The 26,775-nt window shown below is 69.6% G+C and carries 21 protein-coding genes and 1 tRNA gene; 9 read left to right on the forward strand and 13 right to left on the reverse strand.

The window, feature by feature from the left end; all coding sequences use genetic code 11:
* Window positions 1–29 precede the first annotated feature (29 nt).
* The 3 genes from FDA38_RS11545 to FDA38_RS11555 all read left to right on the forward strand — a co-directional run bounded on the left by FDA38_RS11545 (window position 30) and on the right by FDA38_RS11555 (window position 2,626).
* Complete coding sequence (locus tag FDA38_RS11545; RefSeq protein WP_137254011.1) at window positions 30–992, forward strand: DUF58 domain-containing protein; 963 nt, start codon at window positions 30–32, stop codon at window positions 990–992.
* Complete coding sequence (locus FDA38_RS11550) at window positions 992–1,945, forward strand: VWA domain-containing protein (protein ID WP_137254012.1); 954 nt, start codon at window positions 992–994, stop codon at window positions 1,943–1,945. Before FDA38_RS11545 ends, FDA38_RS11550 begins: the two co-directional genes overlap by 1 nt.
* A 183-nt stretch (window positions 1,946–2,128) precedes the next feature.
* The gene (locus tag FDA38_RS11555; protein WP_130446981.1) at window positions 2,129–2,626 is read left to right on the forward strand and encodes a DUF3145 domain-containing protein; all 498 of its coding nucleotides are present in this window, start codon (window positions 2,129–2,131) and stop codon (window positions 2,624–2,626) included.
* Window positions 2,627–2,837: 211 nt separating this feature from the next.
* On the opposite strand, the gene FDA38_RS11560 is transcribed toward FDA38_RS11555, so the two are convergent.
* The 6 genes from FDA38_RS11560 to FDA38_RS11585 all read right to left on the reverse strand — a co-directional run bounded on the left by FDA38_RS11560 (window position 2,838) and on the right by FDA38_RS11585 (window position 9,423).
* A complete protein-coding gene (locus tag FDA38_RS11560; protein ID WP_137254013.1) occupies window positions 2,838–4,262 on the reverse strand; it encodes a carboxyl transferase domain-containing protein in 1,425 nt (474 codons plus the stop codon).
* A gap of 16 nt (window positions 4,263–4,278) precedes the next feature.
* The gene (gene fabF, locus FDA38_RS11565; protein ID WP_137254014.1) at window positions 4,279–5,514 is read right to left on the reverse strand and encodes a beta-ketoacyl-ACP synthase II; all 1,236 of its coding nucleotides are present in this window, start codon (window positions 5,512–5,514) and stop codon (window positions 4,279–4,281) included.
* A 115-nt stretch (window positions 5,515–5,629) separates the two neighbouring features.
* Window positions 5,630–5,878 (reverse strand): acyl carrier protein, encoded by a 249-nt coding sequence (locus FDA38_RS11570; RefSeq protein WP_130446978.1) that lies wholly within the window; start codon window positions 5,876–5,878, stop codon window positions 5,630–5,632.
* A gap of 90 nt (window positions 5,879–5,968) precedes the next feature.
* Complete coding sequence (locus FDA38_RS11575; protein ID WP_137254015.1) at window positions 5,969–6,958, reverse strand: beta-ketoacyl-ACP synthase III; 990 nt, start codon at window positions 6,956–6,958, stop codon at window positions 5,969–5,971.
* Complete coding sequence (locus tag FDA38_RS11580) at window positions 6,955–8,148, reverse strand: acyltransferase domain-containing protein (protein ID WP_137254016.1); 1,194 nt, start codon at window positions 8,146–8,148, stop codon at window positions 6,955–6,957. Before FDA38_RS11580 ends, FDA38_RS11575 begins: the two co-directional genes overlap by 4 nt.
* A 78-nt stretch (window positions 8,149–8,226) precedes the next feature.
* Window positions 8,227–9,423, reverse strand: coding sequence for a PucR family transcriptional regulator (locus FDA38_RS11585; RefSeq protein WP_233714651.1), 1,197 nt, complete (start codon window positions 9,421–9,423; stop codon window positions 8,227–8,229).
* A 48-nt stretch (window positions 9,424–9,471) separates the two neighbouring features.
* On the opposite strand from FDA38_RS11585, the gene FDA38_RS11590 reads away from it, so the two are divergent.
* Complete coding sequence (locus FDA38_RS11590; protein ID WP_137254018.1) at window positions 9,472–10,515, forward strand: PHP domain-containing protein; 1,044 nt, start codon at window positions 9,472–9,474, stop codon at window positions 10,513–10,515.
* Window positions 10,512–11,519, forward strand: coding sequence for a pirin family protein (locus FDA38_RS11595; protein WP_137254019.1), 1,008 nt, complete (start codon window positions 10,512–10,514; stop codon window positions 11,517–11,519). Before FDA38_RS11590 ends, FDA38_RS11595 begins: the two co-directional genes overlap by 4 nt.
* On the opposite strand, the gene FDA38_RS11600 is transcribed toward FDA38_RS11595, so the two are convergent.
* The 5 genes from FDA38_RS11600 to aceE all read right to left on the reverse strand — a co-directional run bounded on the left by FDA38_RS11600 (window position 11,485) and on the right by aceE (window position 18,275).
* Window positions 11,485–12,018 (reverse strand): hypothetical protein, encoded by a 534-nt coding sequence (locus tag FDA38_RS11600; protein ID WP_137254020.1) that lies wholly within the window; start codon window positions 12,016–12,018, stop codon window positions 11,485–11,487. The genes FDA38_RS11595 and FDA38_RS11600 overlap by 35 nt on opposite strands.
* A gap of 74 nt (window positions 12,019–12,092) precedes the next feature.
* Window positions 12,093–13,727 (reverse strand): LuxR family transcriptional regulator, encoded by a 1,635-nt coding sequence (locus FDA38_RS11605; protein WP_137254021.1) that lies wholly within the window; start codon window positions 13,725–13,727, stop codon window positions 12,093–12,095.
* 35 nt (window positions 13,728–13,762) lie between these two features.
* Complete coding sequence (locus FDA38_RS11610; RefSeq protein WP_137254022.1) at window positions 13,763–14,848, reverse strand: flavin-containing monooxygenase; 1,086 nt, start codon at window positions 14,846–14,848, stop codon at window positions 13,763–13,765.
* Between the two features lie 68 nt (window positions 14,849–14,916).
* A complete protein-coding gene (locus FDA38_RS11615) occupies window positions 14,917–15,450 on the reverse strand; it encodes a GNAT family N-acetyltransferase (protein WP_137254023.1) in 534 nt (177 codons plus the stop codon).
* 98 nt (window positions 15,451–15,548) lie between these two features.
* Entirely contained in the window at window positions 15,549–18,275 is a 2,727-nt protein-coding gene (gene aceE, locus FDA38_RS11620) for a pyruvate dehydrogenase (acetyl-transferring), homodimeric type (RefSeq protein ID WP_202877664.1), read from the reverse strand.
* A gap of 309 nt (window positions 18,276–18,584) precedes the next feature.
* Here aceE and FDA38_RS11625 point away from each other — a divergent pair, with 309 nt between their 5' ends.
* From FDA38_RS11625 to FDA38_RS11635, 3 genes are all read left to right on the forward strand, one after another.
* The gene (locus FDA38_RS11625; RefSeq protein ID WP_137254024.1) at window positions 18,585–19,028 is read left to right on the forward strand and encodes a DUF3052 domain-containing protein; all 444 of its coding nucleotides are present in this window, start codon (window positions 18,585–18,587) and stop codon (window positions 19,026–19,028) included.
* The gene (locus FDA38_RS11630; RefSeq protein WP_202877621.1) at window positions 19,025–19,489 is read left to right on the forward strand and encodes a peroxiredoxin; all 465 of its coding nucleotides are present in this window, start codon (window positions 19,025–19,027) and stop codon (window positions 19,487–19,489) included. Before FDA38_RS11625 ends, FDA38_RS11630 begins: the two co-directional genes overlap by 4 nt.
* Window positions 19,490–19,510: 21 nt before the next feature.
* Window positions 19,511–19,585: transfer RNA gene (locus FDA38_RS11635), tRNA-Val, on the forward strand.
* Window positions 19,586–19,592: 7 nt separating this feature from the next.
* On the opposite strand, the gene FDA38_RS11640 is transcribed toward FDA38_RS11635, so the two are convergent.
* A complete protein-coding gene (locus tag FDA38_RS11640) occupies window positions 19,593–20,681 on the reverse strand; it encodes a serine hydrolase domain-containing protein (protein ID WP_137254025.1) in 1,089 nt (362 codons plus the stop codon).
* Window positions 20,682–20,766: 85 nt separating this feature from the next.
* Window positions 20,767–22,224, reverse strand: coding sequence for a carboxylesterase/lipase family protein (locus FDA38_RS11645; protein WP_137254026.1), 1,458 nt, complete (start codon window positions 22,222–22,224; stop codon window positions 20,767–20,769).
* A 413-nt stretch (window positions 22,225–22,637) separates the two neighbouring features.
* On the opposite strand from FDA38_RS11645, the gene FDA38_RS11650 reads away from it, so the two are divergent.
* A partial coding sequence (locus tag FDA38_RS11650) for an AMP-binding protein (protein ID WP_170989674.1) occupies window positions 22,638–26,775 on the forward strand: 4,138 nt, incomplete at its 3' end.

Here is a 26,775-nt window from a genome sequence, read left to right on the forward strand (position 1 = left end):
TGCCCAACCGCCGAGACCCACGAGTTGCGATGACGATCTCGCAGCTCGCCCCCGAGCGTGCGTTGCGGCGGCTGGAGCTGACCGTCGTACGGCGTCTCGAGGGGTACCTGCACGGGGAACACCTGGGGCTGCTCCCGGGCCCGGGCACCGAGTTGGCCGAGGCACGTGAGTACCAGGTCGGCGACGACGTACGGCGGATGGACTGGGCCGTCACCGCGCGGACCACGATCCCGCACGTCCGCGACCTGATCGCCGACCGTGAGCTCGAGACCTGGGCGCTGGTCGACCTGTCCGGCTCGATGGACTTCGGTACGTCGACGCTCGAGAAGCGCGAGCTCGCCGTCGCGGCTGTTGCCACTGTCGGCTTCCTGACCCACCGCCTCGGCGACCGCTTCGGCGGGCTGATGCTGCGTGACTCGGCGCTGCGGCGCTGGCCGGCGCGGTCCGGGCGGCTCGCGCTCTACGGTCTGCTGCGCGCGCTGCTGGCCGAGCAGTTCAGCGGTGACGAAGAGGCGCATCGCAGCGACCTGGCCGCCGCGCTGGAGTCGATGGCGCGGACGCAGCGCAAACGTGGACTACGGGTGATCGTGTCCGACTTCCTGACCCCGCAGGACGGTGAGGTCGCGAGCCAGATCGAGCCGTCCTGGGAGCGGGCGATGCGCAAGCTGACCGCTCAGCACCAGGTGCTCGCGGTCGAGATCGTCGACCCGCGCGAGCTGGAACTGCCGAACATCGGCGTCGTCACGATCGGTGACCCGGAGACCGGCGAGGTGCGCGAGATCGACACCCGGCGGCGCAAGGTCCGGGAAGCATTCGGAGTAGCAGCTCTCGCTCAGCGGGAACGAACCAGGGCCGCCCTGCGTAGGGTAGGTGCGGGGCACCTTGTACTGCGGACCGATCGTGACTGGGTCGCCGACACCGTGCGGTTCGTGCTCGCCTACCGGCGAGTGGCGCCCCGCCTGCACCAACCGCCGAAGGGAGTGGCTCGCTGATGGAGTTCCTGTCTCCGGCCAGATTGTGGTTCCTGCTGCTGATCCCGGTGATCATCGCGGGGTACATCTTCCTCCAGCACCGGCGCTCGCAGTACGCGCTGCGCTTCACCAACATCGCGCTGCTGGACCGGGTCGCACCGCGGCGGCCGCAGTGGCGGCGGCACCTGGCCGTCGGGCTGGCGCTGCTCGCCGCGCTGACCTGCATCCTGGCGTTCGCGCAGCCGAAGGACAAGGTCAAGGTGCCACGCGAGCGGGCCACGATCGTGGTCGCGATCGACGTGTCGCTGTCGATGATGGCCACCGACATCGAGCCGAACCGGCTGGAAGCGGCGAAGGAGTCGGCGAAGGAGTTCGTCAACAACCTGCCGACCAAGTTCAACGTGGCGCTGGTCAACTTCGCCGGCACGGCGTCGATCATCGTGCCGCCGACCACGGACCGTGCCACCATCGACCGGTCGATCGACGGGCTCGAGCTGGCCGAGTCGACCGCGACCGGTGAGGGCATCTTCACCTCGCTGCAGGCGCTCACCCAGGTCCCGCCGGACCCCGCGCACCCGAACGACCCGGCCCCGGCCCGGATCGTGATGCTGTCGGACGGCAAGCGGACGGTCGGCCGGACGGCGCAGGAAGGCGCGCAGGCGGCCAAGGCGAAGAACACCCCGGTGTATACGATCTGCTTCGGCACCGACTCCGGCTTCATCGAGATGGACGGCATCCGGCAGCGGGTACCACCGGACCGCACCGAGCTCCGCAGCATCGCCGAGACCACCGGCGGCGAGGCGTACACCGCGGAGTCCGCGGGCGAGCTCAAGGACGTCTACAAGGACATCGGCTCGTCGGTCGGGTACGACGAGGTCGACAAGGAGATCACGGCCCGGTACGCCGGTATCGCGATGCTCTTCACGCTCGCCGCCGCCGGCGCCTGCATCGCGCTCGCGACCCGCTTCCCGTAATCCGGCCGGCCCCGGAGCCTCGCCGCTCGTCGACCTGAATCGCGACACGATGGTGATGTAGTTGACACGGCGAGGTTACTGGTGTTGAAGGTGCTCGTGGTGCAAGATGTACGAGTCTGCCAGGACTGACAGGTGTGTTTCGAGAACGCTGGGGAAGGCGCCCCTCGAGCACAGGAGGTCCCGGTGGCGACAACTCGTGGCGTTCTGTACGTCCACACGGTGCCGTCAGCGTTGTGCCCTCATGTCGAGTGGGCCGCGGGCGGCATCCTAGGCGTGCCCGTGAAACTGGATTGGACACCGCAGCCTGCGGCCCAGGGCACGTACCGGGCCGAGCTGTCCTGGCAGGCCGAGGCCGGTACCGCGGCCAAGCTGGCATCCGCCCTGCGCGGCTGGCAGAAGCTGCGGTTCGAGGTCACCGAGGAGCCGAGCAACGGCGTCGAGGGCGAGCGGTACTCGTTCACGCCCGAGCTCGGGGTCTTCCACGCGACCACCGGCGTACACGGCGACATCATGGTGCCGGAGGAGCGGCTGAAGGCGGCCATGCTCAAGGCCGCCAGCGGCGAGGCCGACCTGACCGAGGAGGTCGAGCGTTTGCTCGGTCGCCCTTGGGACGACGAACTGGAGCCCTTCCGCTACGCCGGCGACGGCGCGCCCGTGCGGTGGCTGCACCAGGTTGTCTAAGCCGTTCCTGAGAACTTCAGAAGAATGCCGTGAAGGGCAGAGCTTTCCGCGAACTTTTCGATGAGACTGAGCATCAGACGTTCTACCAGGGTGGGAGGGGCCGTGGCCGCTGGGCCACCGGGTGTCGGGACACCCCCGGTGGTTGTTAACAACAGCGGCCGCACCACGTGAGGGGCACGGATCCATTGGATCCGTGCCCCTCGAGCCGTTTCTAGAGCGGGATGTTTCCGTGGTTCCCGCGGATCGGTCCGCCGACCTCGGCCTTCGCGAGGGCAGTTGCCAACGCTGTCCGGGTGCGGGTCGGTTCGACGACCTCGTCCACCACGCCGATCTCGCGGGCGCGGTCGATGCCGCCGGCAATCTTCTCGTGTTCGACGGCCAGTTCGGCTTCTACCTGCGCCCGCAGTTCAGGGTCGACCTCGGCCAGCTTCCGCCGGTGCAGCACGCGGACCGCCGCGACCGCACCCATCACAGCCACCTCGGCCCGCGGCCACGCGAACACCCGCGTCGCCCCGAGCGATCGCGCATTCATCGCGATGTACGCCCCGCCGTACGTCTTCCGCGTCACCAACGTCACCCGCGGTACGACGGCCTCCGCGAACGCATGCAGCAGTTTCGCGCCCCGTCGTACGACGCCGTCCCACTCCTGCCCGACGCCCGGCAGATAACCCGGTACGTCGACCAGCACGACCAGCGGTACGCCGAACGCGTCGCACATCCGGACGAAGCGTGATGCCTTCTCCGCCGACAGTGCGTCGAGGCAACCACCCAGCCGGAGCGGATTGTTGGCGATGACACCGACCGTCCGCCCGCCGAGCCGGCCCAGCGTGGTGACGATGTTCGGCGCCCACCGTTGGTGGAGCTCAACTGCAGAAGACGAGTCGAGCACCCCTCCAACCAGCGGATGGACGTCGTACGCGCGCTTGGCCGACTCCGGCAGGAACCCGGACAGATCGGTGTCCGGGATGTCCGTGGACATCGAGCCCTGATTCGCGAGCAGGTCCGTCAACCGGCGCGCCTGCTCGATCGCCGCGTCCTCGGAGTCCGTCGTGATGTGGACGACGCCGGACCGGCGGCCGTGCGGCTCGGGGCCGCCGAGCCGGAGCATGTCGACGTCCTCGCCGGTGACCGAGCGGACCACGTCCGGCCCGGTGACGAAGATCCGTCCCTCGGGACCGAGGATGACGATGTCGGTCAGCGCCGGACCGTACGCCGCGCCTCCCGCGGCCGGACCGAGCACCACCGAGATCTGCGGGATCTTCCCGGACGCCTGCGTCATCGCGTAGAAGATCTTGCCGACCGCGTGCAGGCTGAGCACGCCCTCGGCCAGACGCGCGCCGCCCGAGTGCCACAGGCCGATGATCGGCACCTGCTCCTCGCGGGCGACCTCGTACGCCTTGACCACGACGTCACAGCCCTCGTCGCCCATCGCGCCGCCCATCACGGTCGCGTCGGAGCAGAACGCGACGACCTTCGCCCCGGCAATCCGCCCGCGGGCCGCGATCATCCCCGACAGGTTGTCGGGGGTGATCAACTCCAGGCTGCCCGGGTCCAGCAGGTTCGTCAGCCGGGTGAGCGGGTTCCGCGGGTCCTGCTCACGGGGGAGTTTGGCGGGTCTTGCCGGGGCAACGGTCATGGGTGTCCTCCGGGGATTACAGCGTTTTGAATGCGATGGCGGCGTTGTGGCCGCCGAAGCCGAACGAGTTGTTCAGCGCCGCGATGTCCCCGTCGGGCAGCTTGCGCTGCTCGGTCGCGACGTCCAGGTCGATCTGGTCGTCGAGCTTGTCCACGTTGATGGTGGGCGGTGAGACCCGGTTGTGCAGGGCGAGCACGGTCGCGACCGACTCCACCGCACCGGCACCGCCGAGCAGGTGACCGATCATCGACTTCGGCGCGGTGGCGACCGCGTGGTCGGCCTCCTTGCCGAGCGCCTGCCGGATCGCGATCGACTCGGCGATGTCGCCCTGCGGCGTCGACGTGGCGTGTGCGTTGATGTGGAAGATGTCGGCCGGGGTCAGATCGCCCTCGGACAGCGCCCGCTCCATCGCCCGCCGCGCACCCGAACCGGTCGGGTCGGGCTGCGCGATGTCGTGGCCGTCGGCCGAGATGCCCGCACCGGCGAGCTCGGCGTAGATCTTCGCGCCGCGCGCCTTCGCGTGCTCGTACGACTCCAGGATCAGTACGCCGGCACCCTCGCCGAGCAGGAAGCCGTCGCGGTCCACGTCCCACGGCCGGGAGGCGCGCTCCGGCTCGTCGTTCCGCTTGCTCAGCGCCTGCATCATCCCGAACGCGGCCAGCGGCAGCGCCATGATCGCGCCCTCGGCGCCACCGGCGATCACCACGTCCGCGCGGCCGAGCCGGATCTGGTCCAGACCCAGCCAGATCGCCTCGTTACCGGACGCGCAGGCCGAGACCGGGGTGTGGACGCCGGCCTTGGCGCCGAACTCCAGGCTCACGTACGCCGCGGACGAGTTCGGCATCAGCATCGGGATCGCCAGCGGTGACACGCGCCGCGGGTTCTTCAGCAGCGCGTCGTAGTTTGACAGCGTGGTGTGCAGGCCGCCGATACCGGACGCGACCGCGACGCCGAGCCGCTCCTTGTCCAGGCCGGAGTCCTCCAGGCCGGAGTCGGCCCACGCCTCACGGGCGGCGACGACGGCGAGCTGCGCCGTCCGGTCCAGGCGGCGGGCCTTGACCCGCTCGATCACCTCGGTCGGGTCGACCGCGGCCGGTGCGGCGATCTGCACCGCCAGGTTCTGCACCCACTCGTCGGTCAGCCGCCGCGCGCCGGAGCGTCCGGCCAGCAGCCCTTCCCAGGTGCTGGACACGTCGCCCCCGAGCGGGGTCGTGGCTCCGAGCCCAGTGATGACGACTCGGGTCTTCGACATGGTTACCTCATCCTTCACATCAGGGATCTGCGGTTGGGAGCGAGGGGTGTGTACTGCGTGGTGCTCATCGAGGCAGCCCGATGAGCACCCCGGGCCAGCACGGTGACGGCGTAGGTCAGCCGTTCTGGGCGCGCTCGATGAACGCGACCGCGTCGCCGACGGTCTTCAGGTTCTTGACCTCGTCGTCGGGGATCTTCACGTCGAACTTCTCCTCGGCGGCCACCACGACCTCCACCATGGAGAGCGAGTCGACGTCGAGGTCGTCGGTGAAGGACTTGTCCAGCTGGACGTCCTCCACCGGGATGCCGGCGATCTCGTTCACGATCTCGGCGAGGTTGGAACGGATCTCTTCGGTGCTGGCCATGTTCTCTGGTTCCCTTTCGGATTTCTGCTGGCTGTACAGCTTTGGTACAGCCGGGTGCGGCCACCTGAGCCGCCCCCGGACAACTATGGACTACGGCAAGCGGATGACCTGGGCGGCGTACACCAGCCCGGCGCCGAAGCCGATGATCAGTGCGAGGTCGCCGCTCTTGGCTTCGCCGGCCTCGCGCATCGCGGTGATCGCGAGTGGGATCGACGCCGCCGAGGTGTTGCCCTGGCGCTCGATGTCCCGTGCGACCTTGACGTGCTCCGGCAGCTTCAACGCCCGCCGCATCGCGTCGGTGATCCGCATGTTCGCCTGGTGCGGCACGAACAGGTCGAGCTGCTCGGCCTTCACGCCGGCCACGTCCAGCGCCTGCTGCGCGGTCTTCGCCATCTCGAACGACGCCCAGCGGAACACCGGGTTGCCGTCCATCGTGAGGTGCGGCCAGTTGTGGTTGCCGTGCACCTCCTGCCAGGACTCCTTCTGGCTGATCACCTGGTGCTGCGTACCGTCCGAGCCCCAGACGACCGGGCCGATCCCCGGTTCGTCGGTCGGGCCCACGATCGCGGCACCGGCGCCGTCGGCGAAGATGAACGCCGTACTGCGGTCGGTCCGGTCGGTGATGTCGCTGAGCCGCTCGACGCCGATCGCCAGCACGTACTTCGCACTGCCGCCGCGGACCAGGTCGTTGGCCATCGCGATGCCGTAGCAGAAGCCCGCGCAGGCGGCGGAGATGTCGAACGCCGCGGCGGTCGGGGCGCCGACCGCGACCGCGATCTGGGTCGCGATCGCCGGGGTCTGGTAGAGGTGGGTGACGGTCGAGACGATCACGCAGCCGATGTCGGCCGGGTCGATACCGGAGTCGGCCAGCGCGTCCTTGGCCGCGTTCACCGACATCATCAGCACGGTCTCGTCATCGCTCGCCCAGCGCCGCTCCTTGATCCCGGAACGGGTCTGGATCCACTCGTCGCTGGAGTCGATCTGCTCGAGGATCTCGGAGTTCGGCACCACGCGCCGCGGCCGGTACGAGCCGATGCCGAGCACTCCGGCGTACGTCGAACCTGTCGACGCCGTGATCATGCGGGGCTCCCGGCGGGGTGCAGACGGACCAGCGGCTGTCCCGGGGCGACCGGGTCGCCTTCCTCGGCGAGCCACTCGACCACGATGCCGCCGTGCGGCGCGCTCACCTCGACCTCGTCGCGCAGGCTCGCCACCTTCGCCACGACCTCACCGGCCGCAACGGTGTCACCGGACTCCCGGCGTACGTCGACCTCACGGGTGAAGGTGCCCTTGATCGGGGCGACCAGCAGCCGCCAGGTCGGGGAGGCGTCGATCTCGGACGGGCTGCCGTGCTTCTCCACGAACGCACGGGCGTCGTCGAGCTGGTCCGGGGTCTTGAGCGCGAACGTCTCGACACCCTTCAGCGCGCGGCGCGCGATACCGGTCAGCGTGCCCGCCGGCGGCAGCTCGAGGATGCCGGTCACGTCGAGGTCGGACATGGTCTGCATGCACAGGTCCCAGCGGACCGGCGCGTTCACCTGGTTGACGAGCCGCTGCAGGACGTCGCGACCGTCGTGGACGACATGGCCGTCGCGGTTCGAGATCAGGCGGGTCCGCGGGTCGTGCGTGCTGATCGCGGTGGCGTACTTCGCCAACGTCTGCACGGCGGGCTCCATGTGCTTGGTGTGGAACGCGCCCGCGACCGACAGCGGGATCAGCCGGGTCTTGGCGGGCGGGTCGGCGGCGAGCGCGGCCAGCTCCTCAACGGTGCCTGCGGCAACGATCTGGCCGGGGCCGTTGTCGTTCGCCGCGGTCAGGCCGTGCTCGGCGAGCTTGGCCAGGATCTCCTCGCGGTCACCGCCGAGGACTGCGGTCATCGAGGTCGCGGTCTGCGCGGCCGCGGCGGCCATCGCCTTGCCGCGCTCGCGGACCAGGACCATCGCCTGCTCGGCCGTCAGTACGCCGGTGCCGGCCGCGGCGGCGAGTTCACCGACGCTGTGGCCGGCGACCGCGCCGACCTTGGTGAAGGCGTCGGCCGGGTGCGGGAACACCGCCAGCGCCGCCAGCATGCTGGACGCGACCAGCAGCGGCTGCGCGATCGCGGTGTCGCGGATCGTGTCCGCGTCCGCCTGGGTGCCGTAGTGGGCGAGATCGAGACCGGCCACCGCGGAGAGCCAGTTCAGCCGGCTCTCGAACACGGGATCCGCCAGCCACGGCTCGAGGAATCCTGGGGTCTGGGCACCCTGACCGGGTGCGACGATGACGAGCACGTGCCAACTCTCCCTCAACAGGGCCCGTCGAGAGCCGCAGGGCGAGCACGAATTCTCGGAGGCCGGTTTGTAGAGATCCTACAAAACGGCGGTTCCGGGCTCCGGATTGAGCAGGCGACCCAAGGTCAGTGCGACACGCAATGTGAAAGCGTCGCGGGGATCGAGCGGGTTGTACGCCGTGATGTCCGCCACACGCTTCAACCGGTACCGGACGGTATTGGCGTGGATGAACATCGTCCGGGCCGTCGCCTCGATCGATCCGCCGGAGTCCAGGTACGCCGAAACCGTGTCGAGCAGCACGCCATCGCCGATCGTGAGCGGGCCGTAGACCTCGTTGGCGAGCTGGCGGCGGGCGTGGCCGTCTCCGGAGAGTGACCGTTCGGGGAGCAGTTCGTCGGCCTGGACCGGTCGGGGCGCGTTGGGCCAGGCGGCCGCGGCGCGAAGGCCGGCGACGGCGGCGCGGGCCGAGGTGACGGCCGACATCAGGTCCTTCACGACCGGGCCGACGACGATCGGGCCGGGTCCAAACCATTGAGCCAGTTTTTGTACGATCTCCACAGGTTTGCTCGTACCCCCGAGTACTACGACCAGGCGGTCGCCCTGGATCGCGCACAGGGCGTCGGCGCCTGCCTCACGGGCGGCCTGGCGGACCATGTCGGCCACGTTCGAGGTGGTCTCGGTGTCCGCGGCCCGTCCGACCACCACGGCGACCTCGGCCGATCCCGTCGTACCGGCGGCTCCGGTCCAGCCGAGGGCGGAGGCGCGGGACCGGACCGATTCGTCGGCCTCGCCGCGGATCACGGAGTCGACGAGGAGGGCTTCGAGCCGGGCGTCCCAGGCACCGCGCATCTCGGCCGCCTGCGCGTAGACCGTGGCAGCGGCGAAGGCTACCTCACGGGCGTAGCGCTGGATGGCTTCGTGGACGATCGGTACGTCGTCGGGCGGGAGCAGCGTGCCGATCGTCGTCTCGATGGTCTCGATCGTCGTCCGGACCAGGTCGACCGTTTGATGCAGCGAGATGACCCGGGTGAACTCGCGCGGCGCCGACCCGAAGATCCGGGTCGGCATCGAGGAGTGCGCGTCCGGGTCGCGGAACCATTCGACGAACGCCGAGATCCCGGACTGCGCGACCAGCCCGATCCAGGACCGGTCCTGCGCCGAGAGCTTCGCGAACCAGGGCAGCTTCTCCTCCATCGCCGCCATCGCAGCGGTGGCGAGCGCCCCGGTCGCGCCCTGCAACCGCTCCGCCCGCGCCAGATGCGCACCCTTAGCCACGGACCGACCATAGACCTCCCTGTCGGCCCCCGCTGCCATGATGGAGACATGACGGACAAGGCAGGCGTCGAGGACGCGATCGCGGCACTGCGCGCCATCGGGTATTACCTCGAGCGGGACCGGCAGCCGACGCACCGGGTGAAGGCGTACCGGCGGGCCGCCGACACCATCGCCGCGCTACCGGCCGCCGAGGTGCGCGCCCGCCGCCGTGCCGGGACGCTGACCGAGATCGCCGGTATCGGCCCGAAGACCGAGGCCGTCATCGTCGAGGCGATGGACGGCGCGACCCCGTCGTACCTGGTCAAGCTGGAGGAGGCGGCCGGCGAGCTGACCACCGCGGGCAAGCAGATGCGCGCGGACCTCAAGGCCGACCTGCATCTGCACTCGGAGTGGTCCGACGGCGGCAGCCCGATCGAGGAGATGGCGCGTACGGCGCATCGTCTCGGCCACTCGTACGTCGCGCTGACCGACCACTCGCCCCGGCTCACCGTCGCGAACGGGCTGTCCCGCGAACGCCGGCTCCAGCAGCTCGAGGTCGTTGCCGAGCTCAACAAGAAGCTGGCCGACGAGTTGGACGGCTTCCAGATCCTGAACGGGATCGAGGTCGACATCAACGAGGACGGCACGCTCGACTGCGACACCGAGATCCTGGCCCGGCTGGACGTGGTCGTCGCCAGCGTGCACTCGAAGCTGCGGATGGCGTCCGAGCCGATGACCGAGCGGATGGTCCGCGCGATCGCGAACCCGCACGTCGACATCCTCGGTCACTGCACCGGCCGGCTGATCACCGGCGGCCGCGGTACGCGTCCCGAGTCGGAGTTCGACCCCGAGGTGGTGTTCGAGGCCTGCCGTCAGTTCGGTACGGCGGTCGAGATCAACTCCCGGCCCGAACGCCTCGACCCGCCCAAACGCCTGCTGTCGATGGCGGTCGAGATGGACTGCATGTTCTCGATCGACACCGATGCGCACGCACCCGGTCAGCTCGACTGGCAGGTCTACGGCTGTGAACGCGCCGAGGACTGCGGTGTCACACCTGACCGCGTCATCAACACCTGGGACCAGCAGCAACTCCTGGAATGGACGGCATCATGAGCGATCTCGAGAAGGATCCGGCCGAAACCATCGGCACCGGTGACTGCGAAGGGCCCGCACTGGAGCTGCTCGAGGCGCGGGAGGTCGTGCTCGGCAGGACGACGAAGGTGCGGCGCCTGCTGCCCAACAAGAACCGTCGCATGGTCGGCGCGTGGTGCTTCGTGGACCACTACGGGCCGGATGACCTGACGCAACGCGTCGACTCGTACGACGTACCGGGGGAGCGCGGCATGCAGGTGCCGCCGCATCCGCACACGAGTCTGCAGACGGTCAGCTGGTTGTTCGAGGGCGAGATCGAGCACCGCGACAGCGTCGGCTCGCACGCGTTCGTCCGGCCGGGCGAGCTCAATATCATGACCGCCGGCAACGGCATCGCCCACTCCGAGATCTCGACCCCGACCGCCCCGCCGATGCTGCACGGCGCGCAACTGTGGGTCGCGCTTCCCGACTCGGTGCGTACGACGACGCCGCCGGCCTTCAACGCGTACGCCGACCTCCCGGAGCTCGAACTCGACGGCGCCCGCGCGACCGTCATGATCGGCACGGTCGCCGGTGTCACTTCACCAGCGCCCGCCTACACCCCGCTCGTCGGCGCCGACATCACCGTCGAGCCCGGTCGCACGCTGGCGCTCCCGCTCACCCCGTCCAACGAGTACGCCGTACTCGTCGTCGACGGCTCGCTCTCCGTCGGAGACCTGCACCCCGGCTTCGGCGAGATGGTCTACCTCGGCGCGAACCGCGAGTCGATAAATCTAGTTGCCTCCGACAACGGTGTCCGTTTCCTCCTGCTCGGCGGCGAACCGTTCGAGGAGCAGCTGGTGATGTGGTGGAACTTCATTGGCCGCTCCCACGAAGAGATCGTCGCCGCCCGCGAGTCCTGGCAGGCTGCCATCGCCGCGCGCGGCAACGACCGCTTCCCGATGGTCCCCGGCTACGACGGCGACCCGCTCCCCGCCCCGCCGCTGCCTGCTATCGCACTGAAGCCACGACCGCGGTCGCGCTGACCCGGCGCCGGTAGTACGCCCAGGTCAGGACCAGCAGCGCCGGACCCCACAGGTAGAGCGGCAGGTAGCAGGTAAGCATCAGCGCCTTCCACGCCGTGCTGGAGAACGGGATGAAGTGGTCCGTCCACACATCGCGGAAGCCGTAGGTCCAGATCGCGATCAGGGACAGGGCGCCCAGGGTCGCGGGGATGATCGCGGCGTACGGCGCGACCCGCCGGCCGCCGATGAACGGGATCCAGCCGGGGGCGACCTCGCCCCAGCGCTGCACCAGGCCGAGAGCCGTGAGCGCGACCAGCTCGGAGAAGATCGTCAGGCTGACGACGTACACCTTGCCGCCGAGACCCTCGAGGTAGGTCGGGTTGCCGTTGGCGTCGATCATGCCCATCGACGAGCCGAAGACCAGGCCGAGTCGCCACAGGCCGGACGGCAGGGTCAGCAACGGGACGATGTGCGCAAGGCGGTAGGCCCAGCGGGGGACAGGGCGTTCAGTCGTGTTCACCGTTCGAGCATCCGGCGAACCAGCCCGGCGCCACCTCACCCGCTGGAGGGAACGCGCTCCCTCCGGAGGACCTTTCAGAGCAGGTCGTGGTCGCGGGCGTACGCCACGGCCGCCGTCCGTGAAGGTACGTCGAGCTTCGCGAAGATGTTGGTGAGATGCCGCGCCACCGTCTTGTCGCTCAGCACCAGCAGCCCGGCGATCTCGGCATTGCTGTTGCCCACCGCAACCAATCGCAGCACGTCCAGCTCCCGGCCGGTGAGTCCGCTTGTACTGCGGCCGATCAGCTTCTCCGCCTCCTGACGCGCTGCGACGGTCCCGAGCTCGGCGAACGTCCGGCACGCTGCGGTCAGCTCGGCAGTCGCCGAGTCGTCGTCCCCGAGCAGCCGGACCGCCCGCCCGACCAGCACCTTCGCACGCGCGGCCTCGTACGGCGCCCGCAGCTCACTCCACAACTGTGCCGCCGTCCGAGCCTGCGGCAGCGCCCGGTCAGAATCCTCGGCCGCCAATGCCACGAGAGCCGAGCAGTACGCCGCCGACGCCCGCAGCCCCGCACACCCGAACTCCTCGGCGATAGTCGACAACTGACGCGCCGCCTCCTCGGCCTCGGCCGGCTCATCGCCCGCGATCAGTACCTCGACCGCCCCGGCCAGCAACCGCGATCGATGCACCGGATCACCCGTCTCCGCAAGCAACCGCCGTACGGCGGCAACCGCGCCCGACACCCGCCCACGCGCCACCATCAGCAGCGCACGCCCCGGCTGCGCCTCGTACCCGTAGCTGGCGGCCTGGTCGTACGACGACTCCGCGAGAGCGTAATCACCACGGATCCGCAGTACGTCGCCGCGCTCGCTCATCGCCAGCCCTGCCGCCACGTCGTACCCCAACGCCGCGTACCGCTGGCAGGCGTCCTCGAACTCCTCCAACGCCTCCGGGTACGCCGCATGCAACCGCAGGATCTGCCCTCGATGGACGGCGCACTGGCCGGTGAACGGCACCAGATCCGGCTGCGAGTCGCACCAGCGGGTGAGTGCCGTCGTCCACGCCGAGGCGCGCCCGAAGTCGAGCACCTCCTGGCACGCGTCGATCATGGCGCAGTAGACGGTGCCGGCGAAGACCGGTGAGAGCTCGCCGGCCGCGACGCCGACCATCGCCTCGTCCAGGGTGGCAAGGCCTTCCGGCACGTGACCGGCGTACATCATCATCCGGCCCTTGCACACCAGCCCTTGCGCGAGCAGATCAGGATCACCGTGCCGGCGCGCGACGCTGACGATCTCGTCGCCTACGGCCACTGCGCCGTCCAAGTCGCCGCGATCCACGCAGCGGAAGAAGTCGTGGATCAGCAGGTACCCCCGCTCGACCACATCGTCGGGCTGGTCGGCCAGCAACCGTTCGGCCCGCGCGGCCCACCCGCTGCCGACCGCCCCCTCGCCGCGGCCGTTGTGCACGCGGGCGAGCCAGAACGCGAACCGCACTGCGCCCGGCACCTCGCCGTTGTCGATCCGCAACCGGTATCCGCGCTGCAGAGCGCGGATGCAGTCGTCGATATCGCCGAGCAGGAACGCGGACATCGCCAGCGTCATCAGATCGTCCGCGCCGAGACCGGCCGACGACGGTTCGCCGTCGGCCGCGGTCAGCCGGTCATACGCAGCGGCCCAGTCGCGTCGCTCGAACGCGATCCGGGCTCGCTGCAGATCGTCGACAATCCCCATCAGCTGTCCCCCACTGGCGAGCATGCCCTGTCGGCTCAGGCGACGGCAAGACTCCGCTCGGTGCGGACCCGCGCCGCGATCCGCTTGGCGACGTACGCCGCGTCCCGGCCGACCCCCGGTAGCACCATCGAACTGAAGGAGTACTGGAACGACAGCCCGCAGAAGAACAGCCCGGGTGCGTTCTCGGCCACCCCGCGGTACTCGCGCGGCCAGCCGTCGGCGCCGACGAGCGGCATCTTGATCCAGTCGAACACCTGGCGGAACCCGGTCGCCCAGACCACGTTCGCGACGTCCAGCACCCGGCCGTCGGCCAGCATCGGCAGACCGTCCTGCGTTCCAGTCACCCGAGCCGGCACCCGCTCGACCCCGCGCTCGAGCAGATCTGCCCGCTTGACCCGGATCATCGGCCCGCCGTGGTGCCGGATGTGGCCCATCTCCTTCCGGCCCATCGGCGTCCGGCGGGTGAGCACATGCCGCCACGCGAACAGCATGAGCGGCCAGAAGAAGGCCTGGTTCGGCTTGCCCGGTGTGAACGGCACTTGTCCGGGATCGCGACCGCACAGGATCGTCTGGTGTGTCTGCGCGACCTCGTACGCGATGTCGGTACCGGAGTGCGAGCCGCCGACGACGAGAACCGCGCCGTCCTTGAGCTGCTCCGGCCGCTGGTACTCCGACGAATGCAGTTGCCGGATCGCCGGGTCGAGGTCGACCGCGAAGTCCGGGAGGTACGGCGTACGCCCGAAGGTGCCGGTGGCGACGACCACGTTGTCGGCGGTGAGCTGCTCGCGGCCGATCGTGACGATCCACTGGTCGTCGAGCCGCTCGAGCTTGTCGACCCGGGTGTTCGGCCGGATCGGCAGGTCGAAGCGCTCGGCGTACGACGCGAGGTAGTCGGCGACCTCGTCCTTGCCCGGGTAGTGCCACGGCTCGGCCGGGAACGGGAAGCCGGGCAGTCCGTCGTACTTCGCCGGCGAGTAGAGCTTGAGGCTGTCCCAGTGCGACCGCCACTGGTCTCCTACGCGGGCGTTGCCGTCGAGGATCGTGAACGGCTCACCGAGCCGCTGTAGGTGGTAACCGGTGGCGAGCCCGGCCTGTCCTGCGCCGATGATGATCGTGTTCATGCCTCGACGCTAGGAATTCCGGGGCACCTGCCGCGTCGGACGGAATGCGCAACTTGCTCGGGTGCCGACTACGAGGTTTGTCGTAGGTCGATCCAGTAGCGGCGGGTCAGGCCGAGCCAGGTGTCGCGGACGTCCTCGAGGACGCCGCCGTTGCGCTCGATCGTCCGCGCCGACGCCACGTTGTCGTCGTCGCAGCTGACCATCACCCGGTCCAGGCCGCGGGCACGGGCCTTGCCGAGCACCTGACCCAGGGCCCAGGACGCCAGACCACGGCGACGCGCCGACGGGCGAACGCCGTACCCGATGTGGCCGCCGCCCTCGAGCAGCTTCTCGTTGAGCGTGTGCCGGAGCGTGATCGCACCCAGATAGGTGCCGTCCTCAACGATCCACCAGTACGACGCGTGCACCCGGTCGGCCGGGATCTGCAGGTTGTCGTCGCTCTGCTCGCGGAGACGCTCGATCCAGTCGGCGAAACCCTCGGCGGTGCTGAGATCCGTGGCCTCCCACAGGCCGGCGCCGTCCTGGTGCTCGTCGCCCCACTCGCGGGACGACTCCAGGAAGGAGTCGCGCAGCTCGGCGGTCGGTTCGATCAGCTCAGGCATGGTCAGAAGGGTATGGCCGGTCCGCCGGGCATTCCCACCGAATATGCAAGCGGGCCGCTCACCCCGGTGTGGGATGAGCGGCCCGTGATGCTTCGGCGTCAGGCGCCGGCGCCCTCTTGCTTCACGCCGGCGACCGCGGTCGGGTCGTCGATGCGGAACTTGCGGGCAGCCTCGGCGGCGACCTCCGGCTTGACGTCACCGCGCTTGGCCAGGATCTCCAGCGTCGCGACGACGATCGACTCCGCGTCGACCTGGAAGTGCCGACGGGCCGCGGCCCGGGTGTCGGCCAGACCGAAGCCGTCGGTCCCGAGCGAGGTGTAGTCGTTCGGCACCCAGCGGGAGATCTGGTCCTGCACCGCGCGCATGAAGTCGCTGACGGCAACGACCGGGCCCTTGGTGTCCTTCAGCTGCTCAGTCACGAACGGCACCTGCTCCGGCTCCTCCGGGTGCAGCAGGTTGTGCTGCTCGGCGGCGACCGCGTCGCGGCGCAGTTCGTTCCACGAGGTCACGGACCAGATGTCCGCGGCAACGGAGTACTCCTCGGCGAGGATCTGCTGGGCCTTCTGCACCCACGGCAGCGCGACACCGGACCCGAGCAGCTGCACCCGGGGTACGTCGTCGCCCTCGGCGGTCTGGTACTCGTTGAAGCGGTACATGCCCTTGAGCAGCCCGTTGACGTCGAGGCCTTCCGGCTCGACCGGCTGGGCCACCGGCTCGTTGTAGACCGTGAGGTAATAGAAGACGTCCTCGCCGACCGGCTTGTCCGCGTCCAGGCCGTAGCCGTACATCCGGCGCAGGCCGTCCTTCACGATGTACGCGATCTCGTACGCGAAGGCCGGGTCGTAGTGCACGACGGCCGGGTTGGTCGAGGCGAGCAGCGGCGAGTGTCCGTCCGCGTGCTGCAGACCTTCACCGGTCAGCGTCGTCCGGCCGGCGGTGGCGCCGATCAGGAAGCCGCGGCCGAGCTGGTCGCCGAACGCCCACATGAAGTCGCCGGTGCGCTGGAACCCGAACATCGAGTAGAAGATGTAGAACGGGATCATCGGCTCGCCGTGGGTGGCGTACGCCGTACCCGCCGCGATCACCGAGCCCATCGCGCCGGCCTCGCTGATGCCCTCGTGCAGCAGCTGGCCCGCCGAGGACTCCTTCCACGACAGCAGCAGGTTGCGGTCGACGGCCTCGTAGTTCTGCCCGTGCGGCGAGTAGATCTTCGCCGTCGGGAACATCGAGTCCATACCGAACGTGCGGTACTCGTCCGGGGCGATCGGGACGATCCGGTGCCCGATCTCCGGGTCCTTCATCAGATCCCGGAACAGCCGGACCAGCGCCATCGTGGTGGCGATCGGCGCGTGGCTGCCCTTGGACAGCGGCTTGTACACGTCGTCGCCCGGAAGCTTCAGCGTCTTCGGTGCGACCTTGCGCTGCGGCAGCGAACCGCCGAGCTGCTTGCGGCGGTCCATCATGTACTGGTACTCCGGCGAGTCGGTGCCGGGGTGGAAGTACGGCGGGTTGTACGCGTCCTCGAGGTCCTTGTCCTCGATCGGCAGGTAGAGCCGGTCGCGGAACGCCTTCAGGTCGTCCGAGGTCAGCTTCTTCATCTGGTGGGTCGCGTTGCGGCCCTCCAGCGCCTCGATCGTCCAGCCCTTGATCGTCTGGGCCAGGATCACGGTCGGCTGGCCGACGTGCTCGGTCGCGCTCTTGAACGCGGCGTACACCTTGCGGTAGTCGTGACCGCCGCGGGGCAGCTTGCGCAGGTCCTCGTCGGACAGGTTGCTGACCATCTGCTGCAGCCGCTGGTCGCCGCCGAAGAAGTTGTTCCGGATGTACTCACCGGACTCGACGGAGTACGTCTGGAACTGGCCGTCGGGCGTGGTGTTCATCTTGTTCACCAGCGCGCCGTCGTGGTCCTGGGCCAGCAGGTTGTCCCACTCGCGGCCCCAGATCACCTTGATCACGTTCCAGCCGGCGCCGCGGAAGAAGGCCTCCAGCTCCTGGATGACCTTGCCGTTGCCGCGGACCGGTCCGTCCAGCTGCTGCAGGTTGCAGTTGATCACGAAGGTGAGGTTGTCGAGCTCCTCGCGCGCGGCCAGGCCGATCGCGCCGAGCGACTCCGGCTCACCCATCTCGCCGTCACCGAGGAACGCCCAGACGTGCTGCTGGCTGGTGTCCTTGATGCCGCGGTTGTGCAGGTACCGGTTGAAGCGCGCCTGGTAGATCGAGTTCAGCGCGGCCAGTCCCATCGAGACGGTCGGGAACTCCCAGAAGTCCGGCATCAGCCGGGGGTGCGGGTACGACGACAGGCCCTGGTGCGGGCCGCGGGAGACCTCCTGGCGGAACCCGTCCAGGTCGTCCGCGGACAACCGGCCCTCGAGGAAGGCGCGCGCGTACATACCGGGGGAGGCGTGACCCTGGATGAAGATCTGGTCGCCGCCGCCGGGGTGCTCCTTACCGCGGAAGAAGTGGTTGAAGCCGACCTCGTACAGGCTGGCAGCGGACTGGTAGGTGGCGATGTGGCCGCCGACCTCCAGGCCCTTGCGGTTGGCCTTGCTCACCATCACCGCGGCGTTCCACCGGATGAAAGCCCGGATCCGGCGCTCGATGTGCTCGTCGCCGGGGAACCAGGGCTCCCGCTCGGGCGGGATCGAGTTGATGTAGTCGGTGCTCCGCAGTGCGGGCACGCCGACCTGTCGCTCCCGGGCTCGCTCGATCAGTTTGAGCATCAGGTAGCGCGCTCGCGCCTTGCCCCGTTCGTCCAGGACGGCGTCGAGCGATTCGACCCATTCACGCGTCTCGTCGGGGTCGATGTCGGGGAGCTGGGTGGGCATCCCCTCGGTGATGATGGCTGGTGGTTCGTGTCCGGAAGCCACGGTGTCCTGCCGTTCTCTCTGGTTGCTCTTCACCGCAATCCTGTCACCTGTTCGGAATGCGTTCTACTTCGCCTTCCCTTCCGGCCCGATTCCGGCTGGCCGGACCTGATCCCAGCGGACACGCCCGGTACCCGCCACGCGGATACCGGACACGTCACGGATCCCTGGTGCATACTTGCGCGACGCGGTACGTCACGATGGACTATCGCTAGCTGAGTGGTAACTGACACCTACCCCCGGGCAAGCGGGGACCACGGAGGAGGACACGTGAGCGCGACCGCGGACCACGCGGACGGCAAGGGCGGAGTGCCGAACATGGCCTCCCGGCTCGGCCTGGAGGCCGGCTGGGTCGTCCAGGAGATCGGGTACGACGATGACTGCGACGACGAGTTCCGCGATGCGATCCGGGAGATCACCGGCGAGGCCTTCGTCGACGAGGACACCGACGAGGTCGTCGACGTCGTCCTGCTCTGGTTCCGCGAGGACGACGGTGACCTGGTCGACGCCTTCTTCGACATCCTGACCGACCTGAAGGCCGGCGGGGTCGTCTGGCTGCTGACGCCGAAGGTCGGTCGCGACGGGTACGTCGAGACCAGCGACATCACCGAGGCCGCCCCGGTGGCGGGCCTGGCCACGACCAGCACGCTGAGCGTCACCGACGACTGGTCCGCGACCAAACTGGTGGTTCCGAAGTCCGGCCGCCGCGGGTGACGATCCCGGCTGCCGGCAGCCGGGCCCCCGATTTCAGCACTCGGAACCAGTACGGCGAACAGGTCCGGCTGAGCGACCTCACCGGCAGGCGGGACGTCGTACTGGTCTTCTATCCGTACGCCTTCAGCCAGGTCTGCACCAGCGAACTGGCCGCCCTCCGGGACCGGCCTTCTTTGCTGGCGGCAGCCGAGTTCCTGGCGATCTCGTGCGACCCGATGTTCACCCTCCGCGCCTACGCGGACAACCAGAACCTCGGCTTCAGCCTGTTGACAGACTTCTGGCCCCACGGCGAGATCGCGACGTCGTACGGCGTCTTCGACGCGGAGCGTGGTTGCGCCCTGCGCGGCACGTTCGTGGTCGACCGTACGGGCCTGATCCGCTGGTCCGTCGTCAACGCGATCCCGGAGGCGCGCAACCCCGACGACTACGCGGAGGCTTTGGCAGCCCTGAACCTCAGGTAGACTCCTCCGGTCGTTTGATCCGGGCGGATAGCTCAGCGGTAGAGCGCTTCCCTTACAAGGAAGATGTCGGGGGTTCGATCCCCTCTTCGCCCACCAGTTCGGTTCAGAAGACCGCCTTCACCAGGCGGTCGAGCGCGGGCGGGAAGACCTGCAGCAGGTCCACCTCCGCGTCGCCCATCGTGATCAGGGCGGTCAGCGTCCTCGTACCGTCCGCGCTGCTGAACATCAGGGCGCCGTACCCGCCTGGTGCGCTGCCGTTGTGGTGGTAGATGGTCTCCGAGCCGGTGTCCTGCGCGAACAGGCCCAGGCCGTAGTTGAGCGGACCGCTCTTCGGCTCCGGCGTCCGCATCTCGGCCAGCAGGTCGGCGGGCAGGAGCTTCCCGCTCTGCAGCGCGGACATGAACACCTGCAGGTCCTGCGTGGTCGAGAGCATGCTCCCGGCGGCGAACAGGAGCGAGGGGTTCTGGTCGGTGACGTCGACCAGCTTCCAGTCGTCACCGTCCTGGTAGCGGAAGTACCCATGCGAGTGGGCTCCGGGAAGGTCGGTCCGGTCACCCGGCTCCAGCGTGCCGCTCAGGTCGAGCGGCTTCAGGATCCGCGACTCCAGCTCCGCGGCGAACGAGCGGCCGGTGACGGCCTCGATCAGCAGCGCGGCGACGGTGTAGTTGGTGTTGGCGTAGCTCCACTCGGTGCCCGGCTCGAACCGCGCCGGCTTGGCCAGCGCGAACTCGACCAGCTCGTCCGGCGTGTAGCCCTGCAGGCGGTGTTCGGCCCAGTCCTTGCCGGTCGCCGGGAGGCCCGGTACGACGGTGCCGTCGGGGAAGTACTCGCCCGTGTAGTTGAACAGCCCGCTGGTGTGGTTGAGCAGCATCCGCACAGTGATTCGCGGGTCCAGCTCGAACCTGGTGAGGTGTGGCGCGACCGGGCCGTCCAAGTCGAGCTTGCCCTCGGCCACCAGTTGCAGCACGACGGTCGAGACGAAGGTCTTCGTGACGCTGCCGACCCGGCCTTGCCCGTCCAGCGGCGGCTTCTCCGCGCTGCCGAGCTCACGGATGCCGGCGGTACCGACCCACTCTCCGTGTTCGTCGTGCACACGCAGTTCGAGTCCGCCGAAGCCGGCATCGACGAACTCCTGAGCCGCCTTCTGCAGCTCCGGGCGGTCCTGGTGGTTGGTGGGGGTTTGCGTCGACATATTCGTGCTCCTCAGTCTGTTCGTTGCTGTCGAGAACCACGCTGCCGATGTGCCCTGACACCGGACCGCCATCGCGCTGACACGCCTAGAGCGGTGCGAACGAATGCCCGGCCCACAGACGCCGCGACACCTCCTCGGGGTACGGCGTGATGGTCAGCTCGGTGGTGAATAGGGCGACCTGTCGGTGTGTGGCGTCGTACTGCGGCCAGCCGGGGTCGCCGGTGTGGGCGAACGCGGTCCACGCCGTCCGGAACAGCTGCGAGACCTGCTCCGCCGCGGGGAGTTGCTCGGGGTCGAGGAGGAAGCCGAGCAGGGGTGTGGTGCCGAAGACGAGAGGTACGTCGAGGCCGTGGCAGGCGCCGAGGCCGGTGTCCGGCCAAGCCAGCTCATAGACGTACGCGCGACCACCGCCGACGATCTGCGCTTCGGCCAGCCGATGGCTCGGCATGCGGAAGAGCCAGTCGGAGTGGACGAGCTCATAGATCCGCTCGGCGGTCGCGTCCGGGTAGGCCTCGCGGTAGCCGGCCGGTGCGAGGATCTCGAGGGCAGTTGCGGCGTCGTTCTCGGTCAGGTTGCCGAGGCGGCCGTCGGCGGCGAGGAGCAGGCGGTACTCGTCCCGCGTGTGGCCGGCGATCAGCTCGACCTCGCGGGCGGCTCCATCGGCCAGCGCGTCGAACGGCGTACGCGGGAGGACGTCACCGTCGACGACAGGCGCGAACGGGATGCCCGTATACGCCGCCGCGCCCCACCGGCTGATCTCCGGCTGCATCGCCGTGGCGAACATGTCCGAGGCGGCGACGAGGTCGGCCGTCGGGATGCGGCGCAGATCGTCGACCGTCGGCGCGACGTCCAGCAGGGCAGCGATCTCGGTCAGGATGTCGGCGGCCAGCGGCGGCGAGAAGGACGTCCCGGGCGCACTCTGCGTGATCGCCCGGCGGAACAGGCCGGCCGCTCGGGGCATGGCGAGGAGTGAGGCAACAGAGCCCGCCCCGGCCGACTCTCCGAACACGGTGACCCGATCCGGGTCGCCGCCGAACGCAGCGATGTTCGCGCGCACCCACTCCAGCGCGGCGACCTGGTCAAGCAGGCCGCGATTCGCCGGCGCGCCCTCCAGTTGCCCGAACCCGTCGACCCCGAGCCGGTGGTTGAACGTCACCACGACGACATCACCTTCGGCGGCCAGCCGGGTCCCGTCGTACGACGGATCGCCGGACTGCCCGATCGCATACGCGCCGCCGTAGATCCACACCATCACCGGAAGGGCTGCGTTGAGCTGCGGCGACCAGACGTTCACGGTCAGCCAGTCGTCGCCGGTCGCCGGGTTGGACGGCGGTCCGAAGACGAGCGATTGCGGCGGCGGTGGCCCGAACGAGAACGCGTCGCGTACGCCGTCCCACGGATCGGCCGGCTGCGGCGCCGCGAAGCGCAGTTCGCCCACCGGCGGCCGGGCGAACGGGATGCCGCGGAACACCGACAATCCGTTCTCGCTGCGGCCCCGAACGAGTCCGGTAGTCGTGCGGACCTGGGGGCCCGTCTCACTCATCGGCCCATGTTCCCGCCGTACGCGCGACCTGTCGCCAGGTTTGTCACGACGGGCCGTATCGGAACGCGCTGACACTCGTTGTGATCGGTGTCGTGAGTCGCACAATTCTTAACCATCGGCTGGTGAGAACGGACTCCTCCAGGGCGGGTCGCGGCTGGTAGGGTTCACGGCTGTCGGTCGGCGCGATGACATACCGGGTGCGCCCGGTCACGGCATCGTCCGGTCGGCGGAAATACGGGGCTGCTTTCGGTGTGAAGTGAGGCGGGTCTGCCCTGAACCCGCTCCGTCCAGTTCGGGAGGCGCGTGTCCGTGGGTCGCCAACTGGTCGGCGTCTCTACGCTCGTAGCCGGCGTGTGCATGCGTCCCGTCGTACCCGCACCTGACCCCGAGTTGCCGCTGGTGGTGGCATCGGCGTGAGAAGTGGTGCAGACCGGCCGGCGATCTCCACCGGGCCGGCATTGATGATTCCCGCGGGCTACCCACGCGACCTGCCGAGCGCACTGCTCCGGGCCGCGCGTGACTTCAGCGGTGCCGGAGTGGTCGAGATCGGGCCGGACGGCCGCGAGACCAAGCTGGACTTCCCGACGCTGCTCGAGCTGGCCGCCCGGATACTGGCCGGCCTGCGCGCGAACGGCGTACGTGCGGGTGATCCCGCGGTCGTGCACTGCACCGAGCCGGTCGGGTTCTTCGCCGCGTTCTGGGCCTGCACGCTCGGCGGCATCCGTCCGCTGCTCGTCGCGCCGAACCCCGGCGGCGACCGCACCGAGGAAGGCCGCGAGCGGCTCCGCAAGATCACCGACCTGCTCGGCTGGACGGTCCTGATCGGCCGCCCGTCCGACCTCCCGAACGACCTCGGCCTGCCGGTCCTCGACCCCGACGCGATGGCCGGCCACGAGCCGACCTCGGACTTCCACCGGCCCGCCGCGGACGATGTCGCCGTACTGATGCTGTCGTCGGGATCGACCGGTACGCCGAAGATCGTGCAGCTGACGCATCGCGGGCTGGTCGAGTTCGCCGCTGGTACGCCGGCGATGCTGCCGGTGCGGCCGGGGCAGACGACGCTGAACTGGTTGCCGCTCGATCGGAGCGGCGCGTTCCTGCTGTACCACCTGCTACCGGTGTTCACGGGGTGCACGAACATCCACGTGAACACGGACTGGGTGCTCGCCAACCCGCTGCGCTGGCTCGACCTGATGGACCAGCACCGGGTCAACCATTCGTGGTCGCCGAACTTCGGGTACCGGCTCGCGACCGCCGCGGTGGCGGGGGAGCCGGACCGGCATTGGGACCTGTCCGCGCTGCGCAGTCTGGTCAGCGGCGGCGAGCAGATCACCGTGCCGGTGATGTCGGAGTTCTTGCGCGTGACGAACCGGTTCGGCGTCGTACCGGAGACCTTCGTCGCGGCGTGGGGGATGACGGAGACGGTCACCGGGATCACCTTCGCGCGGCCGGGTCTGACACCGAACGTGCATCGGGTCCGCATCCCACCGACCGGCGTGGTCGAGTGGGTGGACCAGCGGCCGTCGTCCGGCAAGGTCGCCGTCGCGCGGCCGGGCAAGCCGCGGACCGAGATGCCGGGTGTGTTGTCGCTGGTGTCCGTCGGGGCACCGGCGCCCGGTACGACGGTGCGCATCGTGGCACCGAACGGCGCCGTACTGCCGGAAGGGCGGATCGGTCAGCTGCAGGTCGCGTCGGCTCGGGTGACGCCTGGGTACCTCGGGAACCTGGAGGCCGATCGCACTGCCTTCCCGGTGGGGAACTGGCCGGCGCGCAAATGGCTCGCGACCGGCGATCAAGGGTTCATCACCGGTGGGCAGGTCGTCATCACCGGCCGGGACAGCGAACGCATCATCATGTCCGGCAAGCTCCACTACGCCCACGACATCGAGTCCGTCGCGACGACCGTGGTCGGCGCCGAACACGGACTGGTCGCGGCGTGCGGCGTCGCGGACGAGGAGTCCGGGACCGACCGCCTGGTCGTGTTCTACGCGCTGACGCCCGAGTCGGTCCCCGGCATGGACCAGGCCATCCGCAGCCTGATCCAGACCCGCCTCGGCCTCCCCGCACAGGTCATCGGCGTACCGCGTCGCGACTTCCCGACGACTCCCGGCGGCAAGATCCTCCGCCCGCTACTGAAGCAACGATGGATCGACGGCACCCTCCTCCAACCCCCCGCCGCCCCCCACGTAGAACCAGCCGGCGCCACCCCCAACTCAGGCCCCACCGGCCAAGGCCCGTCCGCCACCCCCGAGACCACGCCGTACGCCGACGAGGACCCCTCGGAACGCACCACCGAACTCCCGGTAGTCCGCCTGGCCTGGAAACGCGAACTCCAAAACTCCATCCCCACACCCCCCTCCCGCCCCACCCTCGGCACCCCACCTCCCGAGCCCACCGCCCCCGCGACACCCAACGCCGCCCCGGCCGACTTTGAGGCGGAGGCCTCTGCGGCACCAACCGCCGCCGAGGCGGAGGCCTCTGCGGCACCAACCGCCGCCCCGGCCGACCACGCTCCGACCGCTCCGGCTCCGACCGCCCTCGCCCCAACTGTGGAGTCGCCGGAGTCCGCGACCCCGGCAACCAACCCCGCGGCCTCCCCCGAGCAGCCGGTCGCCGATCCTGCCGCGCGCGACACCGTCGCCACCGACATCGCGCCGACCGATCACGCCCCGACCGGCCCCGCGCCAACCGCGCCTGCCTCGGAGCCGGCCGAGTCCGCGACGACTGAACCCGCGGCGTACGACGATGCGTCGGCCGCCGAGCCCGCATCCTCCGACCCAACTGCGGACCAGCCAACCGCAGACGAGGCGACGGACGCGTCAACCGCGGACGAGGCGACGGACGCGTCGACCGCGGACGAGGCGACGGACGCGTCAACCGCGGACGAGGCGACGGACGCGTCGACCGCGGACGAGGCGACGGACGCGTCGACCGCGGACGAGGCGACGGACGCGTCGACCGCGGACGAGGCGACGGACGCGTCAACCGCGGACGAGGCAACCGGGGATGACCCGATCGCGGACGAGCCGGCCGCGCAGAAGTCGGGTGCGCCTGCTCAGCCGGTGCCCGGCGGTCGGGCGTCCGACCCGTCGGCGTCTGCCCCCTCAGGCCCTGAGCTGTCTGTTCCCGAGCCGTCCGACGCCGAGCCGCCGACGGCCGTGCTCACCCGTATCGACCCGACCGCAACGAAGGCCCCCGAAGAGCCCTCGGCAGCCTCCGTGGACCAGCCCGTCGGCGACGCAACCGAAGTACCCGCAACCGAAGTACCCGCAACCGAGGCCGACTCGGCCGACGCCGCGTCGTCGTCCCAGGCACCGACCGCCGCCGCAGAACCGCCCGCGCTCAGCGAATTCATGTCGCCCACCGCCGGTCCCGAGACGGCACCATCACCTGCGGCCGAGCCGACCACTGCCGCTGACGCCGATCCGGCCACCAGCGCTGACGCCGATCCGGCCACCGCCGCTGACGCCGATCCGGCCACTAGCGCTGACGCCGAGCTGACCACCGCCGCTGACGCCGTACCCGATGCAGACCGCGAGCCGACTGCGGAGACCGCGGAGCCGGTGGAGCCCTCTGCACCTGAAGCACCCGAAGCCACCGCGGAGTCTGCCGGTGAGCATGAGTCGAACCCGACCCAGTCCGAGCAGACGACGGCAGCATCCGCACCGGAAGCCGTCGCCGTACCTACGACCGAGCCTGAGGTACGCCGGGACGAGCCCGAGCCCGCGACTCAACACGTCGGATCCGAGGCCGCGCCGTCTTCGTCCAGCGCAACCGCAGCAGCTGAGCCGAGCCAGGAGCAGTCCGCTTCGAAGGCTTCACCCGCAGCGGAGAGCAGTGGCGCCGCAGCAGCCGTAGTACCTGGAGCTGGCGCCAACGCGAACTCGGAGCAGACAGGACCGGCGACAGGAGCCGGACCCGACTCCGAGCCGACTGCAACACCCGCGGCTGAGAATGAGGCGACTGATAAGGCTGCCGGGTCCGAGACGGACGCGGGGGCTGTGTCTCATCGCGAGGCCGTGGCCGAGCAGACCTCGTCCGACGTCGGCACAGCCGCGGTGGACGCTCCGTCTGCGGCGGATGACGACGTCCAGGAACCAGGCAGCGACGAGTCCACCGTCGCACGGGTCGTTTCGGGCGACTCAGACGACTCAGACGACGAGCAATCTCCGGAGGAGCAGGCGGCATCGGCCTCGGTCGAGGCGCAGGCTGCTGACCAAGAGGACAGCGAGACTGAGCCGGCCGCCCCGTCGACGAACGCCTACGACCCGGAGCAGGCTGACCGCGCACAGGCGGAGCAGGACCGCGAGTACGACGCCACGCAGGCGGATGCTCCTGAGGACAACCGCGAGGACGAGGCGCCTTCGGATGAGCGGATCGCGTCCGACTCGGATGATGTCGAGTCGGACGGCGTACCCGCGGACGCGGATGTAGCTGAGGCGGATGTAGCTGAGGCGGATGTAGCTGAGGCGGATGTAGCTGAGGCGGATGTAGCTGAGGCGGATGTAGCTGAGGCGGATGTAGCTGAGGCGGATGTAGCTGAGGCGGATG

The organism is Kribbella jiaozuonensis (assembly GCF_005233875.1).
In the GTDB taxonomy this organism is placed as follows: domain Bacteria; phylum Actinomycetota; class Actinomycetes; order Propionibacteriales; family Kribbellaceae; genus Kribbella; species Kribbella jiaozuonensis.